This window comes from Rhizobium indicum, from assembly GCF_005862305.2.
Classification (GTDB): Bacteria; Pseudomonadota; Alphaproteobacteria; order Rhizobiales; family Rhizobiaceae; genus Rhizobium; species Rhizobium indicum.
Genome location: NZ_CP054021.1, coordinates 2,815,473 through 2,830,750 on the forward strand (window position 1 = coordinate 2,815,473; position 15,278 = coordinate 2,830,750).

At 59.8% G+C, this 15,278-nt stretch carries 16 protein-coding genes; 12 read left to right on the top strand and 4 right to left on the bottom strand.

The genetic code is table 11. The features are described 5' to 3' along the window. Positions 1–14: 14 nt before the first annotated feature. Positions 15–1,076: a histidinol-phosphate transaminase gene (hisC, locus tag FFM53_RS13845; RefSeq protein WP_138389393.1), complete on the top strand. Its 1,062-nt coding sequence runs from the start codon at positions 15–17 to the stop codon at positions 1,074–1,076. Positions 1,077–1,085: 9 nt separating this feature from the next. On the opposite strand, the gene FFM53_RS13850 is transcribed toward hisC, so the two are convergent. Next, on the bottom strand, positions 1,086–2,000 hold the full coding sequence (locus FFM53_RS13850; protein ID WP_138389394.1) for a polyprenyl synthetase family protein: 915 nt from the start codon (positions 1,998–2,000) through the stop codon (positions 1,086–1,088). A 135-nt stretch (positions 2,001–2,135) separates the two neighbouring features. Between FFM53_RS13850 and mtgA the strand changes: the two genes are divergently transcribed. The 5 genes from mtgA to FFM53_RS13875 all read left to right on the top strand — a co-directional run bounded on the left by mtgA (position 2,136) and on the right by FFM53_RS13875 (position 5,297). Then, positions 2,136–2,873, top strand: a complete 738-nt coding sequence (gene mtgA / locus FFM53_RS13855) for a monofunctional biosynthetic peptidoglycan transglycosylase (protein WP_128460421.1) — start codon at positions 2,136–2,138, stop codon at positions 2,871–2,873. Positions 2,874–3,019: 146 nt separating this feature from the next. Beyond that, positions 3,020–3,742 carry a DUF1868 domain-containing protein gene (locus FFM53_RS13860; RefSeq protein WP_138331903.1) on the top strand — a complete coding sequence of 241 codons (723 nt, stop codon included), beginning with the start codon at positions 3,020–3,022 and terminating at the stop codon, positions 3,740–3,742. A 13-nt stretch (positions 3,743–3,755) separates the two neighbouring features. Continuing rightward, positions 3,756–4,403 (top strand): glutathione S-transferase family protein, encoded by a 648-nt coding sequence (locus FFM53_RS13865; RefSeq protein ID WP_138389395.1) that lies wholly within the window; start codon positions 3,756–3,758, stop codon positions 4,401–4,403. Positions 4,404–4,558: 155 nt separating this feature from the next. After that, entirely contained in the window at positions 4,559–4,744 is a 186-nt protein-coding gene (gene rpmF, locus FFM53_RS13870; protein ID WP_003543812.1) for a 50S ribosomal protein L32, read from the top strand. A 145-nt stretch (positions 4,745–4,889) separates the two neighbouring features. Beyond that, positions 4,890–5,297 (top strand): hypothetical protein, encoded by a 408-nt coding sequence (locus tag FFM53_RS13875; protein WP_138331901.1) that lies wholly within the window; start codon positions 4,890–4,892, stop codon positions 5,295–5,297. On the opposite strand, the gene phaR is transcribed toward FFM53_RS13875, so the two are convergent. Next, entirely contained in the window at positions 5,292–5,864 is a 573-nt protein-coding gene (gene phaR, locus FFM53_RS13880) for a polyhydroxyalkanoate synthesis repressor PhaR (RefSeq protein WP_029870831.1), read from the bottom strand. The genes FFM53_RS13875 and phaR overlap by 6 nt on opposite strands. A gap of 238 nt (positions 5,865–6,102) precedes the next feature. On the opposite strand from phaR, the gene FFM53_RS13885 reads away from it, so the two are divergent. Both FFM53_RS13885 and phbB read left to right on the top strand, forming a co-directional pair. Beyond that, positions 6,103–7,284 (top strand): acetyl-CoA C-acetyltransferase, encoded by a 1,182-nt coding sequence (locus FFM53_RS13885; protein ID WP_012759437.1) that lies wholly within the window; start codon positions 6,103–6,105, stop codon positions 7,282–7,284. Between the two features lie 71 nt (positions 7,285–7,355). After that, on the top strand, positions 7,356–8,081 hold the full coding sequence (phbB, locus tag FFM53_RS13890) for a beta-ketoacyl-ACP reductase (RefSeq protein WP_138331900.1): 726 nt from the start codon (positions 7,356–7,358) through the stop codon (positions 8,079–8,081). 601 nt (positions 8,082–8,682) lie between these two features. On the opposite strand, the gene FFM53_RS13895 is transcribed toward phbB, so the two are convergent. Both FFM53_RS13895 and FFM53_RS13900 read right to left on the bottom strand, forming a co-directional pair. Next, positions 8,683–8,940, bottom strand: coding sequence for a YMGG-like glycine zipper-containing protein (locus FFM53_RS13895; protein ID WP_003589657.1), 258 nt, complete (start codon positions 8,938–8,940; stop codon positions 8,683–8,685). A 27-nt stretch (positions 8,941–8,967) separates the two neighbouring features. Then, a complete protein-coding gene (locus FFM53_RS13900; protein WP_007632343.1) occupies positions 8,968–9,123 on the bottom strand; it encodes a DUF3309 family protein in 156 nt (51 codons plus the stop codon). Positions 9,124–9,947: 824 nt separating this feature from the next. Here FFM53_RS13900 and FFM53_RS13905 point away from each other — a divergent pair. The 4 genes from FFM53_RS13905 (at position 9,948) to FFM53_RS13920 (ending at position 15,091) form a co-directional block, all read left to right on the top strand. Then, a complete protein-coding gene (locus FFM53_RS13905) occupies positions 9,948–13,184 on the top strand; it encodes a helicase-related protein (protein WP_138389396.1) in 3,237 nt (1,078 codons plus the stop codon). A 2-nt stretch (positions 13,185–13,186) separates the two neighbouring features. Next, positions 13,187–13,591, top strand: a complete 405-nt coding sequence (locus FFM53_RS13910) for an RNA-binding S4 domain-containing protein (protein ID WP_138331898.1) — start codon at positions 13,187–13,189, stop codon at positions 13,589–13,591. A 194-nt stretch (positions 13,592–13,785) separates the two neighbouring features. Continuing rightward, complete coding sequence (gene fdxA / locus FFM53_RS13915) at positions 13,786–14,124, top strand: ferredoxin FdxA (protein WP_003567552.1); 339 nt, start codon at positions 13,786–13,788, stop codon at positions 14,122–14,124. Positions 14,125–14,518: 394 nt separating this feature from the next. Beyond that, positions 14,519–15,091, top strand: a complete 573-nt coding sequence (locus tag FFM53_RS13920; RefSeq protein ID WP_003543775.1) for a CarD family transcriptional regulator — start codon at positions 14,519–14,521, stop codon at positions 15,089–15,091. Positions 15,092–15,278: the final 187 nt, after the last annotated feature.

A 15,278-nucleotide genomic window follows, 5' to 3' on the forward strand; every position in this document is an offset into this window, starting at 1 on the left:
GCCCGCAACTTCGGATGAGCCAGTACTGGTCGCCCATCGTCAGCAAGCTTCGGCCCTATGTCGCGGGCGAGCAGCCCCGTATCGCGAACATGCTCAAGCTCAATACCAACGAAAATCCTTATGGGCCGTCTCCGAAGGCGCTCGAGGCGATCCGGGACGCGGCGGACGATCGTCTGCGGCTCTATCCCGATCCCACTGCCACGGAATTGCGCGAGACGATCGCGGCTCGTTTCGGCCTGACGGCTGAGGAAGTATTCGTCGGCAATGGCTCCGACGAGGTTCTCGCGCATGCGTTCCAGGCGCTGCTGAAACACGAGCGGCCGCTTCTCTACCCCGATGTGACCTACGCCTTCTATTCGACCTATAGCCTGCTATACGGCGTCGAAGCGATCGAGGTGGCTGTTGACGATGGGTTCCGGATCCGGCTGGAAGATTACGACAGGCCCTGCGGCGCGATCATCATCCCCAATCCGAATGCGCCGACCGGCATCGGCTTGCCACTTGCCAGTATCGAAGCACTTCTTGCCACCCATCCGGATGCGGTCGTCGTCATAGACGAGGCCTATATCGATTTCGGCGGCGAGAGCGCCGCCGGGCTCGTTTCAACCTATCCCAACCTACTGGTGATCCAGACCCTGTCGAAGTCCCGTTCGCTTGCCGGTCTGCGCATCGGCTTCGCGCTGGGGCAGCGGCCGCTGATCGAGGCGCTGGAGCGGGTCAAGGACAGCTTCAATTCCTATCCGCTCGATCGTCTGGCGCAGCTTGCGGCGACGGCGGCGATCAAGGACGAGGCGTGGTTCGAGACATGCCGGAGGAACATCATCGCCAGCCGGGAAATCCTCGTCTCTGAACTCGAAGCTTCGGGTTTCGAGGTCTTGCCGTCGCAGGCGAACTTCGTTTTCGCGAGGCACCAAAGCCGTTCGGGGGCAGCGCTTCAAGCCGCTTTGCGGGAGCGCGGCATTCTCGTCCGGCATTTCGCCAAACCGCGTATTTCCGACTTCCTGCGGATCAGCATCGGCACGGATGAGGAGTGTGCCCGTCTCGTTTCCGCTCTCAAGGAGATACTGGCAGCCTGACCTGCCGCTTCAGCTCTTCCGGTCGGCGATGAAATGCGCCGCAGCAATGAGGGTCGAGGCACGGGCGCCATAGGGGGCAAGCAGGGCCTCGGCATCGCGGACATGCTGGTGCAGTTGGGTCTCGGCCCATTCCATGCCGCGCAGGGCCACAAGCGTTCCCTTGCCGCGGGCCGCATCCTTGCCGGTCGCCTTGCCCATGGTCGCGGTGTCCGAGGTCAGGTCGAGAATGTCGTCGGCAAGCTGGAAGGCAAGACCGATCTTTTCGCCGAAGGCGCGCAGGCGGCGGCGATCTTCCGGCGGGCTTGCCGAGATGACGGCGCCGGCTTCACAGGCGAAGCGGATCAGCGCGCCTGTTTTCATCGCCTGCAGGCGGATGATGCCGGCCTCGTCGGGGGCCTGCTTTTCCGCCGCGAGGTCGAGCGCCTGGCCGCCGGCCATGCCGCCGAGACCGGCTGCGCGGGCAAGGGCCAGCACCAGCGATGCCTTGCTCGTATCGGGAAGGGTCGTTTCCGGCGAGGCGATAATGTCGAAGGCGTAGGTCAGCAGGCTGTCGCCGGCGAGGATTGCCGTCGCTTCGTCGAACTTTATGTGTACCGTCGGTTTGCCGCGGCGCAGGTCGTCATCGTCCATGGCAGGCAGGTCGTCATGCACGAGGGAATAGCAGTGGACGCATTCAAGTGCGGCGCCGACGCGAAGCGCTGCCTCTGCGTCGCCGCCGAGAAGGGCTGCACTTTCGACGACGAGAAACGGACGCAGCCGCTTACCGCCGTTCAGCACGGCATAATGCATGGCATCGCGCAGCGTCTCGGGTCTGGCGATTTCATCGGAAAGGGGGCTTGGCGAAAGCAATAGGTCGAGCAGCGCCTCGATTTCGCTGGCGTTATTCTTCAGCCTCGTCTCGAAAGTGTCCCGGTTCGCGTCCATGGGCGCTGTTTGGCATGAGCGCCCACGGGCTTGCAACGGAATTGTCGATGGCGGCAGCAAGATTCGCCACGCACTCTGGCATAAGCTCTGCACAGGCGTTATGAGAACGACAGGAGCGAAATCGGACTGGGGACATTGGATATAGCGCCGGAGAGAGAGGACAGCGTCGACATGCCGGCTCGTCGGCGATGGTTCGGAGACGGGCGTGTGTTGAAACGCATTGTTCTTGCCGTGCTCGTCTTGCTGATTCTTCCCTATGCGCTGATCTTTTTCTATCTGCTGCCTTTCATTCATCCCGTCTCGACGCTGATGCTGCGCGATCTCGTGCTGCTGCGGGGTTACGACAGGCAATGGGTGTCGCTTGATAACATTGCCCCGGTTGTGGTGCAGTCGGTGATGATGTCGGAGGACGGGCAATATTGCTTTCACGGCGGTGTCGACTGGGCGGAAATGCGCATGCTGGTCGAGGATACGCTGAAAGGTCAGGCGACACGTGGCGGCAGCACCATCCCGATGCAGACGGCGAAAAACCTCTTCCTCTGGAACGGCCGCTCCTTCGTGCGCAAGGCGCTGGAACTTCCGCTCGCGGTGAGCACGGATTTCGTCCTGTCGAAACGGCGGCTGATGGAAATCTATCTCAATATCGCCGAATGGGGTCCCGGCATTTACGGTATCGAGGCGGCGGCCCAGCATCATTTCAAGGTGCCGGCCTCGAAGCTGACGCGGCGCCAGGCATCGCTGCTTGCCGTCTCGCTGCCGAACCCGATCGACCGCAATGCCGGCAAGCCCGGACGAGGTCTTCGCCGGCTCGCCGGCGTAATCGAGAGACGCGCACAAGGTTCGGGCGATTACATCAGGTGCATCTATGATTGAGATCAGAACTTATCGTTAGAACAGGATGTCGTCCGAAAACCGCTCACACTTTTCGGTATCGTGCTCGAGACGTGGCAAGTGTCATCTGACATTCTTGGTTCTGCCATATGGGCGAATGCAGTCCAACCAGAGCCCCCGAGTCGCCCATGACCATCACGACATTTTCGCCCGAGCTTCTCTTTTATTCGAAGAGGCACAATCCAACCCCGCCCGCCCATCTCGGCAGCCGTTATCGCAAGGTCGGCGGCTTTCTGCCGGAAGCCGGCAACACCATCGTTTGCCATATCGAGAAGGGTTCGCAAACGCAGGCGGTGCTGATCGAGGCGCGTGAGAAATATCTGGCGATGCCCGAAGCCCCGCAGTTCCTCTTCACGCCGATATCAAGCATTCACATGACACTTTTCGAAGGTGTCATCGAGACCAGGCGCCGCCAGGATTGCTGGCCGGGCGACCTGCCTCTCGATACGCCGATCGACGACATGATAGCGCTGATGGCGGCCCGGCTCGAAGGTTTCTCGATGGCCGATCCCTTCAAGGTCGCCATCGTCGAAGCTCGCCCGTCGGGCCTGCTCGTCGACGGGGCGACGGAGAGAGACCGCAAGGTCATGCGCGCCTGGCGCAATGCGCTGGCCGAGCTTCTGGGCTATCGCCAGCCGAACCATGAGGACTATAAGTTCCACATGACCTTCGCCTATGCGATCGAACGGTTGGAGGACGAAGCCTTGCCGCGATGGCAGGCAATGCTCGACAACGTGGCCGACGATGTCCGCCGCAAGGCCCCTGTTTTCGAGCTGACCCCGCCGGCATTCTGCCTGTTCGAGGACATGAACCATTTCCACGAATTGTTGATCTTCGATTTTGAAGCCTGAACGGGAGAAGCCCATGGATAGACCGACGCTCTACATCGCCAACAAGAACTATTCCTCCTGGTCGTTCCGGCCGTGGATGGCGCTGACGGGCGCCGGCGTCGATTTCGAGGAAGTCCTGATCCCCTTCGACTATCCTGGTGGCAACCCCGATATCAAGGCGGTCTCACCGACCGGGCGAGTACCACTTCTGCAGCACGGCGCATTGAAGATCTGGGAATCGCTGGCGATCATCGAATATGTCGCCGAGCTTTATCCGAACGCCGGCCTTCTGCCGAGGGATCGCGCCGAGCGGGCGCTCGCCCGTTCGGTTTCGATGGAAATGCTTTCGGGCTTCCGGGCGCTGCGCGGTGCCTGCCCGATGAATATCCGCCGGCCGAAGGGCAAGATCGCGTTGCCGGATGGTGTCGACGCCGATATCAGCCGCATCGAGACGATCTGGCGCGACCTCCTGCAGCAATCCGGCGGACCGTTTCTGTTTGGCGCGTTCAGCGGGGCGGATGCGATGTTTGCGCCTGTCGTCAACCGGTTCGAAATCTATGATCTCGTCAGCCAAAACGATACGCTGGCCTATATGGAGACCATGAAGGCGCATCCGGCCTGGCGGAAATGGGAAGAGGCGGCCCGCGCCGAGCCTTGGATCGTGCCGGAAGACGAAGTCTGAGCCTGGAATCATCGGCTTTGCAAAAAATACGCATGGGGACTGGTCAAGGTCACCCCTTGCATGTATAAGCGCGCCAAATTCCGAAATCGCGACATGTCCGTTTCGGCCGCCGGTGTGGCCGTGGGAATGTTTTGCCCGCAAGTGGAGTAAGAGAAATGGCTGTACCGAAGAGAAAAACAAGCCCGTCCAAGCGCGGTATGCGCCGTTCGGCAGACGCCCTGAAGGCTCCGACCTACGTCGAAGACAAGAATTCCGGCGAACTGCGCCGCCCGCATCATATCGATCTGAAGACCGGTATGTATCGCGGACGCCAGGTTCTGACGCCGAAGGAAAGCGCATAATTTCCCGATCCGGCTTGTCCGATCGAAGTTTCAAGGCCGGCGTCACGCCGGCCTTTTGCATTTCGACAATATAATATTTGCAATGACTTGCGGTGGGGCAAGGGTTTGCGGCAGTATTGTTCCATGATGCACTGGGAGATTGCCGATGATAGCCGCCATGCCCCTGATGATTATCCCATTTATTCTTTACAATCTTGCGATGCTGGGCCTGATGGGCAATGGCGGCATTCCAGCACTGCAACATGATATCATCGTGCTGTCGATGATCTCGGGCGCGATCTGGAGCATGGCGCTCGGTGATCTTTTCATCGTCATCGCACTTGTCGTGCTGTTCTTCGAAATCCTCAAAGCGACCAGAACTGGTCCCGGCAATCTCGTCAACCACATGCTGTCGATGCTGGTGTTCATCGCTTTCCTGGTCGAGTTTTTGCTCGTCCGGGATGCTGCGACGCAGGTCTTCTTCATTTTGATGACGATCGCTCTGATCGATGTCATCGGCGGTTTTGCCGTATCGATCCGAAGCGCCGGGCGGGATGTCTCGATCGGATTATAGGTTGTCGAGTTTGTTCTGAAGGGCGCGGAGCTGTTCCTTCAGCTCATCGATATCCTTGGCCTCGGCCTTGCGGCTTTCCTTGGCAGGCGGCGTCATGAAGGGCGAGAACATCTGCATCGCCTGCTGAAACAGCTCGGTGTTGCGGCGAACATGGTCCTCGACCATCTGCATCGGCAACTGCAGGTTCTTGCCGAGCGGCGTTTCGCCGAAGGCGCGGTTTACTTGCTCGCGCATCTGGGCCTGTTGTTCGGTGAAGGAGCGCATCGAATGTTCGAGAAAGCTCGGCACGACCATTTGCATCTGGTCGCCGTAATAGGTGATGAGCTGGCGCAGGAAGGAGATCGGGAGCAATGTGTTGCCGGTCTTCGATTCCTGTTCGAAGATGATCTGGGTCAGCACCGAATGGGTGATGTCATCTCCGCTTTTTGCATCTTGTACGTTAAATTCTTCGCCCTTCTTCACCATCTCCGCCAGGTCTTCCAGCGTCACATAGGTGCTGGTGCCTGTGTTGTATAGGCGGCGATTGGCGTATTTCTTGATAACGATCTGACCCTCATGCTTCGCCATATCAGTCTCCTGAACCCCCGTCTGATTTATGGATATTCCTCCACTTGAGACTGTAAACGCAAAAGAAGGCCGGTGACAATCTCTTTGTGCGATGCGGCAAACCTTTAACAGAGCAGATGAATTGGGCTTTGAAAGGCTTTGCCGAAAAATGACAGCAGCCGGTCTTCGCGTTTGACTTGTGCTCCAAGCTTTGCCAGTTTCCACTTATGTAAGTGAGACGAAAACGAGGAGCGTCCCCATGAGCAATCCATCCATCGTCATCGCCAGCGCAGGGCGAACAGCAGTCGGCGCCTTCAACGGTGCTTTCGCGACGGTCCTCGCGCATGAGCTCGGGGCGGCCGTCATCAAGGGCGCGCTCGAGCGTGCCGGCGTCGATGCCGGCGAGGTGGATGAGGTCATCCTCGGCCAGGTGCTTGCCGCCGGCGAGGGTCAGAACCCGGCCCGCCAGGCGGCGATGAAGGCCGGCATTCCGCAGGAAGCGACGGCCTGGGGCGTTAACCAGCTCTGCGGCTCGGGCTTGCGCGCCGTCGCGCTCGGCATGCAGCAGATCGCCACCGGCGACGCCAAGATCATCGTTGCCGGCGGCCAGGAATCCATGTCGATGGCCCCGCATGCCGCGCACTTACGCGGCGGCGTCAAGATGGGCGACATGAAGATGATCGACACGATGATCAAGGACGGCTTGACCGACGCTTTCCACGGCTACCACATGGGCATCACCGCCGAGAATGTTGCGCGCCAGTGGCAGCTTTCGCGCGACGACCAGGATCAGTTCGCCGTCAGTTCGCAGAACAAGGCGGAGGCAGCGCAGAAGGCCGGTCGCTTTGTCGACGAGATCATCCCCTACGTCATCAAGACACGTAAGGGCGACGTTACGGTCGATGCTGACGAATATATCCGTCACGGCGCGACTATCGAGGCGATGGGGAAGCTGCGCCCGGCCTTCGACAAGGACGGCACGGTCACGGCCGCGAACGCGTCCGGCCTCAACGACGGTGCCGCTGTGGCGGTGCTGATGAGCGAAGCGGAGGCGGTCCGGCGCGGCGTCCAGCCGCTCGCCCGCATCGTTTCCTGGGCAACAGCGGGTGTCGATCCGCAGATCATGGGCACCGGACCGATCCCGGCTTCGCGCAAGGCGCTCGAAAAGGCCGGCTGGTCGGTCAACGATCTCGATCTCGTCGAAGCCAATGAGGCCTTCGCGGCGCAAGCCTGTGCCGTCACCAAGGATCTCGGGTGGGATCCGTCGATCGTCAACGTCAATGGCGGAGCGATCGCGATCGGCCATCCGATCGGCGCCTCCGGTGCGCGCGTTCTCAACACGCTGCTGTTCGAAATGAAGCGCCGCGGCGCCAAGAAGGGTCTCGCCACGCTGTGCATCGGGGGTGGCATGGGTGTGGCCATGTGCTTTGAAGCGCTTTAAATAGCATACGATCCATGTTTGATTGAAGATCCCGCCAAGCGGTGGGGCGAAAAACAAAAGGGGAGCGGAACATGAGCAGAGTGGCTTTGGTCACCGGGGGTACACGCGGCATCGGCGCGGCAATATCCATGGCACTGAGAAATGCCGGATACAGGGTCGCCGCCAGCTATGCCGGCAACGACGAGAAGGCCAAAGCCTTCCACGACGTTACCGGCGTTCCGGTGTTCAAATGGGATGTTTCGGATTATCTCGCCTGCGGCGAGGGAATTGCCAGGGTCGAAAGCGAGATCGGCCCGGTCGAAATCCTCGTCAACAATGCTGGCATCACCCGCGACGCGATGTTCCACAAGATGACGCAGCAGCAATGGCACGAGGTGATCAATACCAACCTCACCGGCCTGTTCAACATGACGCATCAGGTCTGGACCGGCATGCGTGACCGCAGCTTCGGCCGTATCGTCAATATCTCGTCGATCAACGGCCAAAAGGGCCAGATGGGCCAAGTGAATTATTCGGCGGCCAAGGCGGGCGATCTCGGTTTTACCAAGGCGCTGGCTCAGGAGGGGGCGAACAAGAACATCACCGTCAACGCCATTTGCCCCGGTTACATCGGAACGGAAATGGTGCTTGCCGTGCCGGAGAAGGTGCTGAACGAACGTATCATTCCGCAGATCCCCGTCGGCCGGCTCGGCGAACCGGAAGAGATCGCGCGCTGCGTCACCTTCCTCGTCTCCGACGATGCCGGCTTCATCACCGGTTCGACGCTGACGGCCAATGGCGGACAGTTCTTCGCCTAGGCTTTCTGTCTTCACGTCGACATTAGGAATTAGATTCAAAGCGATGGCGCGTCCGGCAGGATCGCGCCATCGCTGTTTATGGGCGTCTCGTGATGCCGGTTGCGATTTTGTGGCCGGAGCAGTCGCGCTGTTTCGAGAAGATCAAGAGCGGCGGTCTGTGTTCGGACGTCGCTGTGGCCGAACTCTGGCCGGCACTTTGCGCAGCGAAAGATCATTGGCGCTGAGGGCTGATATTGCGGTTGTCAGGAAAGCCGACGCGATGAGAACGGCGACGAGGGAATTCAGCAAAATCTGAATCATGGAAGCGTTTCCTTTCCGGTGCGCCGGGCGGCTCTGCCTGTCCGTTGCGCTCCAAAACAGGATGATCTTAGGCCGGGTCGGCCTAAAATCATCCTGTTCTACATTTACAGTGAGAGCATGATGTCGTCCGAAAACCGCTCACACTTTTCGGCATCATGCTCTGAAGGAAATATGTGCCTGCCCGTTGGGCGGCGCTAGATTTGACTTTCGCAACCGATTGTCAACGTCTCGTTGACGGATACGACCGGCAAAGAAAACGGGCGCCGAAGCGCCCGTTGGGAGTCCGATATGCTTGTGCCGATCAGCGGCAACGAGCCTCATAGCGGCGACCGTAGCGGTCGCGATAGACGCAGTAGCCGCGGCGTTCGACCGACTGGCCGATCAGAGCGCCAGTCAGACCGCCGGCAACGGCGCCGACGGCGGCACCACCCCAGCTGTTGGTGACGACACCGCCGATAACAGCGCCAGTGCCGGCGCCGATCGCCGTGCCTTGCTCGGTCGCTGTGCAAGATGCGAGTGCGCCCACGAGCGCACCAATAAGAACAATCTTCTTCATCATGTCGTAACTCCCCAGGTTAGTTGGCCTTTAGACGCGGCCCATTAGTACAAGGATAATGATAATCACGAGAACTAGCCCCAAACCGCCAGAAGGTCCATAGCCCCAGCCACGGCTATAACCCCAATTCGGCAAGGCTCCAATCAAGAGCAGAATGAGGATAACAAGTAGTATCGTGCCAAGCATGGTGTGTTTCCTTCATTTCATCCGCAATTTGGATGGACTGGAAACACGTATTGGCGATTTTTGTTCCCGGTTAAGCTCTGGAAATGTGACGAAGCCTGATTCACGGTTTAATTTCCGTCATTTCCGAAAATTGCCGCTATGGTTAAAAAGACATTTAAATACAATATGTTGCGGTGAACAAAGCGGGAAAATCGCGATGTCGCCGATTCGTCAGCGATTCGTTCCGTTTTTGATCGGCGAGCCGAGAGTGGCCGCCCCTGAGTTAACGCTGCGACTTAACGCCGTCTGAATCCGGTTTCCGAAAGATTAATGCCGATCTGACGAGGGCGGGGCGAAGGATCTGCCGCCCATGCGCATTCTAGGACCTGGACCTGATAGCGCCACAAGATGTGGGCGTGAACGAAAGGCGAAAACGGCGGAGTCAGCGATTCGTCTCCGATTCGTTCCGGCTTTGGTCGAGAGGTTAATTTCGGGCGGATTTTCGCCTATCCAAGATCGGGCGGGAATTGCGGAGTCGCGATAGCGAAAATATGAACAGGTGAGAGTCTTGCGATTCAGCATCTAGTGGGAAAAAGTGATTCAAAATCAATACTTAGCCGTGAACAAAAGCTGAATCAGCGGGAGTCATCGATTCGTCGCTGATTCGTTCTTGCGCTGTTCCGAATCGGAAATTCGGGCGTTCCACGGGACTCGCAAAGGTCGTAATCCCCGATGCATTTTGAAATCTGCCCTTGCGTTTGCGACGGCAGCTGTCCATGTGTTGTCCAGCTTCCATCGAGGAGCCGAGATTTTCCTGGGGCCACCCGCCTCATTTGCATGGACTCATGACTCTGATTTCGCAGCCGATGATTCTGAGCGGGCGCGGTGTGACCGCGGTGCTCGGGCCGACCAATACCGGCAAGACCCATTATGCCATCGAGCGCATGGTTGCGCACGGGACGGGCGTGATCGGCCTGCCACTTCGGCTTCTGGCCCGCGAGGTCTATACGCGGGTGGTAGAGAAGGTCGGCGCGCAGAATGTGGCGCTGGTCACCGGCGAGGAAAAGATTTCGCCGCCCAATGCGCGTTTTTCCGTCTGCACTGTCGAAGCGATGCCGCGCGAGACCAAGGCTGCCTTCGTCGCGATCGACGAGGTGCAGCTCGCCGGCGATCTCGAACGCGGCCATATCTTCACCGACCGCATCCTGCATCTTCGCGGCCGCGAGGAAACGCTGCTGCTCGGCGCGGCAACGATGCGGCCGATCCTGCAGCAGCTCCTGCCCGGCATCACTATCGTCGAGCGGCCACGGCTTTCGCATCTTTTCTACGCCGGGCAGAAGAAGATCACACGGCTGCCGCAGCGCTCGGCCATCGTCGCCTTCTCCGCTGACGAGGTCTACGCCATCGCCGAGCTTATTCGCCGGCAGCGCGGTGGCGCGGCGGTCGTGCTCGGCGCGCTCAGCCCACGCACCCGCAATGCGCAGGTGGCGCTCTATAAGGCGGGCGACGTCGAATATCTGGTGGCGACCGATGCGATCGGCATGGGCCTCAACCTCGATGTCGATCACGTCGCCTTTGCCCAGGACCGGAAATTCGACGGCTACCAGTTCCGCAATCTCAATCCGGGCGAACTCGGCCAGGTCGCCGGGCGCGCCGGACGGCATGTGCGGGACGGGACCTTCGGCGTCACCGGGCAAGTCTCGCCCTTCGATGACGAACTGGTGCAGCGCATCGAGGGGCACGAATTCGACAACGTCAAGGTTTTGCAGTGGCGGACGACGGAGATGGACTTCTCCTCAATCGCATCGCTGCGCGCCAGCCTTGAGGTGGGACCGCGCGTGCCGGGGCTGACGCGGGCATTGCCTGCGGTCGACCAGCAGGCGCTGGAACAGCTTTCGCGCTATCCCGAGGTCATCGATCTTGCCGACAGGCCGGCGCGCGTCGAAAAACTCTGGGAGGCTTGCGCGCTTCCCGATTATCGGCGTATCACCCCAGCACAACATGCCGATCTTATCTCGACCCTCTTTTCCGATCTTGTCCGCTATGGCACGGTGAATGAGCAGTTTCTTGCGGAGCAGGTTCATCGCTCCGATCGAACAGATGGGGAAATTGACACGCTTTCGGCGCGAATCGCGCAGATAAGGACCTGGACCTACGTTTCGAATCGGCCCGGTTGGCTTGCCGATCCGACACACTGGCAGGAAAAGACGCGGGAAATCGAAGATCGATTGTCCGACGCGTTACATGAAAGGTTGACGAAACGCTTTGTTGATCGCAGGACATCTGTGCTCATGAAGCGCCTGAGAGAGAATGCGATGCTGGAAGCTGAAATCAGTGTGAATGGCGATGTCTTCGTTGAAGGACATCATGTAGGGCAATTGAGCGGGTTCCGTTTCACGCCGGTGGCGGGAACGGACGGACCGGATGCCAAGGCGGTTCAGGCTGCGTCGCAGAAGGCGCTCGGGCTCGAGTTCGAAGCCCGCGCGGCCCGGATGCATGCCGCCGGCAACAGCGATCTGGTGATCGGTTCGGATGGGTTGATCCGTTGGCTGGGCGACCCGGTGGCGCGGCTTTCGGGCAGTGATCACATCATGCGTCCGCGCGTGATCCTGCTGGCCGACGAACAACTGACGGGCAATGCCCGCGATCACGTCGCCGCCCGCATCGAGCGCTTCGTCAATCATCATATCAGCACGGTGCTGAAGCCGCTCGATGATCTGTCGCGCGCCGAGGATCTGCAGGGCCTTGCCAAAGGGCTTGCCTTCCAGCTCGTCGAGAATCTCGGGGTGCTCTTCCGCCGCGACGTGACCGAAGAGGTGAAGTCGCTGGACCAGGAGGCCCGTGCCTCCATGCGCCGCTACGGCGTGCGTTTCGGCGCCTATCATATCTTCGTTCCCGCACTTCTGAAGCCGGCGCCGGCCGAGCTCATCACGCTGCTCTGGGCGCTGAAGAACGACGGTCTCGACAAGCCCGGCTACGGTGATCTCATTCCGGTGCTTGCCGCCGGCCGCACCTCCGTCGTCACGGATCCGACCTTCGAGCGGATGTTCTACAAGCTCGCCGGCTTCCGTTTCCTCGGCAAGCGAGCCGTACGCATCGACATCCTGGAACGGCTGGCCGATATCATCCGTCCGCTGCTGCAATGGAAGCCCGGCCAAAACAACCGTCCGGAGGGCGCCTATGATGGCCGCCGCTTCACGACGACGACGGCGATGCTGTCGATCCTCGGTGCGACGCTCGAGGACATGGAAGAAATCCTCAAGGGTCTCGGCTATCGCGCCGATGCCGTGAAGGCGGAAGAGGCATCACTACATCTTGCAGCGCAGGATGTGGCCTCGGTGCCTGCCGCCAGCGCACAAACGCCTGCGGAAGAGACAGCCGAGAAGGCCGATCACGACGATGCCGATGGCGCTGCGGAAGAGACTGCTGCCGAGCCATCCGCAACCGAGGCGGCTTCGGCGGTCGCCCACGCGCCGGTGACGGAAGCGGTCGAAACTCCCGCTCCGGCCGAACCGATCGAGACATCCGCTCCTGCGGAAGCGGTATCGGCTTCCGAGGAAGCAGGATCTGCTCCTGGGGAAGCCGGCGAGCCGACGGAACCGAAGCCGGTTCTTCTGTGGCGTCTTGGCGGTCGCAACGACAATCAGCGCCAGGCGCGCGGCGGGCATGGCGAACGCCGTGGCGGCCAGGGCCAGGAGCGCGGTCAAAACCAGGAGCGCGGCGACCGCAATCGCCGGCCGGGCGGCGGTGAAGGCGGCGAGGGCAATCGCAATGGCGACGGCCGCGACAACAATCGCCAGAACCGTGGCAAGGAAGGCGGCGGTCGCGATGGTGGCCGGCCGCAGCAGGCAAGAGGCGACCGCAATAACCAACCACGGGGCGACCAGCCGCGCGGTGACCGGCAGGACCGTGGCGATCGCAAGGATCGCGGCGAGCGTAACGATCGCAACGACCGCAACAACAATCGTGGCGGCTCGCAGCCGTTGCGCTTCGAGGCCAAGCCGCCGCGCAAGGAGAAGCCGATCGATCCGGATTCGCCTTTCGCCAAGCTCGCTGCTCTCAAGGAGCAGATGAAGAAGTAATCATGAGCGGGGAGACACAGCCGACAAGCGGTTCGCGCCAGCGCATCGACAAGTGGCTGTTCTTCGCGCGCATGGTGAAGTCGCGCTCGCTGGCGCAGAGCCATATCCAATCGGGCCATGTGCGCATCAACGGCGAGCGTTGCAGCCATCCAAGCCAGATGGTCAAGCCGGGCGACCGTATCGAGCTAACGCTGGAGCGGCGCGATGTCGTTCTCGTCATGCGCCTTGCCGGCGAACGGCGGGGGCCTTACGAAGAGGCGCGCCTGCTCTACGACGACCAATCCCCGCCGCCCGATGAGGCAAAACGTCTCACGGCCTACGAGCAGGCGATCCGGGCGACCGGCACCGGCCGTCCGACCAAAAAGGAAAGACGTGCAATCGACAGGCTGATGTCGGACGAGGATTAGAAAACTCTGTCTGCGGCGGCGGCTTTTGCAGATCGTTTATCCTTGAAATCCGGCGATAAAGCCGATAGGTCACTGACAACCTGCCGGAAGCGTGCTTGCCTCCCAAGCCTGCTCACGCTTTTCCTCCGGCACGGGGATAGGCGCGACGTTCCAGGTTGCCCGGCCCCATCCGCATGGAAATCCTGGAGTTCTTCATGACCTATGTCGTGACCGACAATTGCATCAAGTGCAAATACACCGATTGCGTGGAAGTCTGCCCTGTCGACTGCTTTTATGAGGGCGAGAATTTCCTCGTCATCCATCCCGACGAGTGCATCGATTGCGGCGTCTGCGAACCTGAATGTCCCGCCGAGGCGATCAAGCCCGATACCGAGCCGGGCCTCGACAAATGGCTGAAGATCAATACCGAATATGCCACGATCTGGCCGAATATCACGGTCAAGAAGGACCCGTTGCCCGAGGCCAAGGAAATGGATGGTGAGACCGGAAAATTCGAGAAGTATTTTTCGGAGAAGCCCGGTTCCGGCGATTGAGACAGCACCCACATTCGGCCCCCGGATTCGGGCGGCCGCGGGGCGAAACGTTTTTAAAAGCTGCGTGAGGCATATGGGTGACATGTGTTGCCCGCATGACTCAAGCGAAGCAAATTATTGATTTCCTCATATTTTTATGATAGGTTTCGTCTACTGTTCCATTTGTGGCATGACGCATGCCCAAAACCATCACGAAAGCAAAACAAATCCGTACACGGTTTCCGTGACATATCAACGCTTTGAGCGCCGGGTCCCAAGATCGTGCGCAAGAAGTCTTTGCTTTTGCCCGATGGGACCAGAGTGAAGTCACCCGACGGATACTACCGTCTCACCCGGGCCTGACTGACCCGGCTCCGGCCGCCGCCGGAAGCGTAACAGGGAGTTTTTGAATAGAATGACGACTCAGCAGAAAAAGCCTTCTACAGCACGTCACGGCTTCAAGACCGGTGAATCGATCGTCTACCCCGCTCATGGCGTCGGTACCATCACCGCTATCGAAGAGCAAGAAGTTGCCGGCATGAAGCTCGAACTTTTCGTTATCGATTTCGAGAAGGACAAGATGCGTCTGAAGGTTCCGGTCGCGAAGGCGATGAGCATTGGTATGCGCAAGCTTTCGGAAACGGATTTCGTCGAGCGTGCTTTGAAGGTCGTGCAGGGCAAGGCGCGCGTCAAGCGCACCATGTGGTCCCGCCGCGCCCAGGAATATGATGCCAAGATCAATTCCGGCGACCTGATTTCCATCGCTGAAGTCGTGCGCGATCTCTATCGTGCCGAGAACCAGCCCGAGCAGTCCTATTCCGAGCGCCAGCTTTATGAGGCTGCGCTCGACCGCATGGCGCGCGAAATCGCCGCTGTCAACAAGATGTCGGAAACCGAAGCCGTTCGCCTCGTCGAGACCAATCTCAACAAGGGTCCGAAGCGCGGCAAAGCGATCGAAGAAGACGATTCACAGGACGAAGCCGCATAAAAGCGACGCCTGTCTTCTATCAAAAAACCCGGCCTTCGAGCCGGGTTTTTTTATTGGAACTTTTTCCCGACTGCCGCGTTTATCACACGTAATTGCGAACTGCTCGTCGGGCAACGGCCTCAACGGGCGAACTGCTATTCCGTCAATGTTCGATGAGGAGCGGATCATGCCTTTTCTATATTGCCAA

Bases quoted from the DNA above. Each gene is read 5' to 3' on its own strand.
- FFM53_RS13910 (WP_138331898.1), top strand. From the start codon at position 13,187: ATGAGCGGGGAGACACAGCCGACAAGCGGTTCGCGCCAGCGCATCGAC.
- rpmF (WP_003543812.1), top strand. From the start codon at position 4,559: ATGGCTGTACCGAAGAGAAAAACAAGCCCGTCCAAGCGCGGTATGCGC.
- FFM53_RS13905 (WP_138389396.1), top strand. From the start codon at position 9,948: ATGACTCTGATTTCGCAGCCGATGATTCTGAGCGGGCGCGGTGTGACC.
- FFM53_RS13885 (WP_012759437.1), top strand. From the start codon at position 6,103: ATGAGCAATCCATCCATCGTCATCGCCAGCGCAGGGCGAACAGCAGTC.
- phbB (WP_138331900.1), top strand. From the start codon at position 7,356: ATGAGCAGAGTGGCTTTGGTCACCGGGGGTACACGCGGCATCGGCGCG.
- FFM53_RS13900 (WP_007632343.1), bottom strand. From the start codon at position 9,123: ATGCTTGGCACGATACTACTTGTTATCCTCATTCTGCTCTTGATTGGA.
- FFM53_RS13875 (WP_138331901.1), top strand. From the start codon at position 4,890: ATGATAGCCGCCATGCCCCTGATGATTATCCCATTTATTCTTTACAAT.
- FFM53_RS13860 (WP_138331903.1), top strand. From the start codon at position 3,020: ATGACCATCACGACATTTTCGCCCGAGCTTCTCTTTTATTCGAAGAGG.
- phaR (WP_029870831.1), bottom strand. From the start codon at position 5,864: ATGGCGAAGCATGAGGGTCAGATCGTTATCAAGAAATACGCCAATCGC.
- FFM53_RS13850 (WP_138389394.1), bottom strand. From the start codon at position 2,000: ATGGACGCGAACCGGGACACTTTCGAGACGAGGCTGAAGAATAACGCC.
- fdxA (WP_003567552.1), top strand. From the start codon at position 13,786: ATGACCTATGTCGTGACCGACAATTGCATCAAGTGCAAATACACCGAT.
- hisC (WP_138389393.1), top strand. From the start codon at position 15: ATGAGCCAGTACTGGTCGCCCATCGTCAGCAAGCTTCGGCCCTATGTC.
- FFM53_RS13920 (WP_003543775.1), top strand. From the start codon at position 14,519: ATGACGACTCAGCAGAAAAAGCCTTCTACAGCACGTCACGGCTTCAAG.
- FFM53_RS13895 (WP_003589657.1), bottom strand. From the start codon at position 8,940: ATGATGAAGAAGATTGTTCTTATTGGTGCGCTCGTGGGCGCACTCGCA.
- FFM53_RS13865 (WP_138389395.1), top strand. From the start codon at position 3,756: ATGGATAGACCGACGCTCTACATCGCCAACAAGAACTATTCCTCCTGG.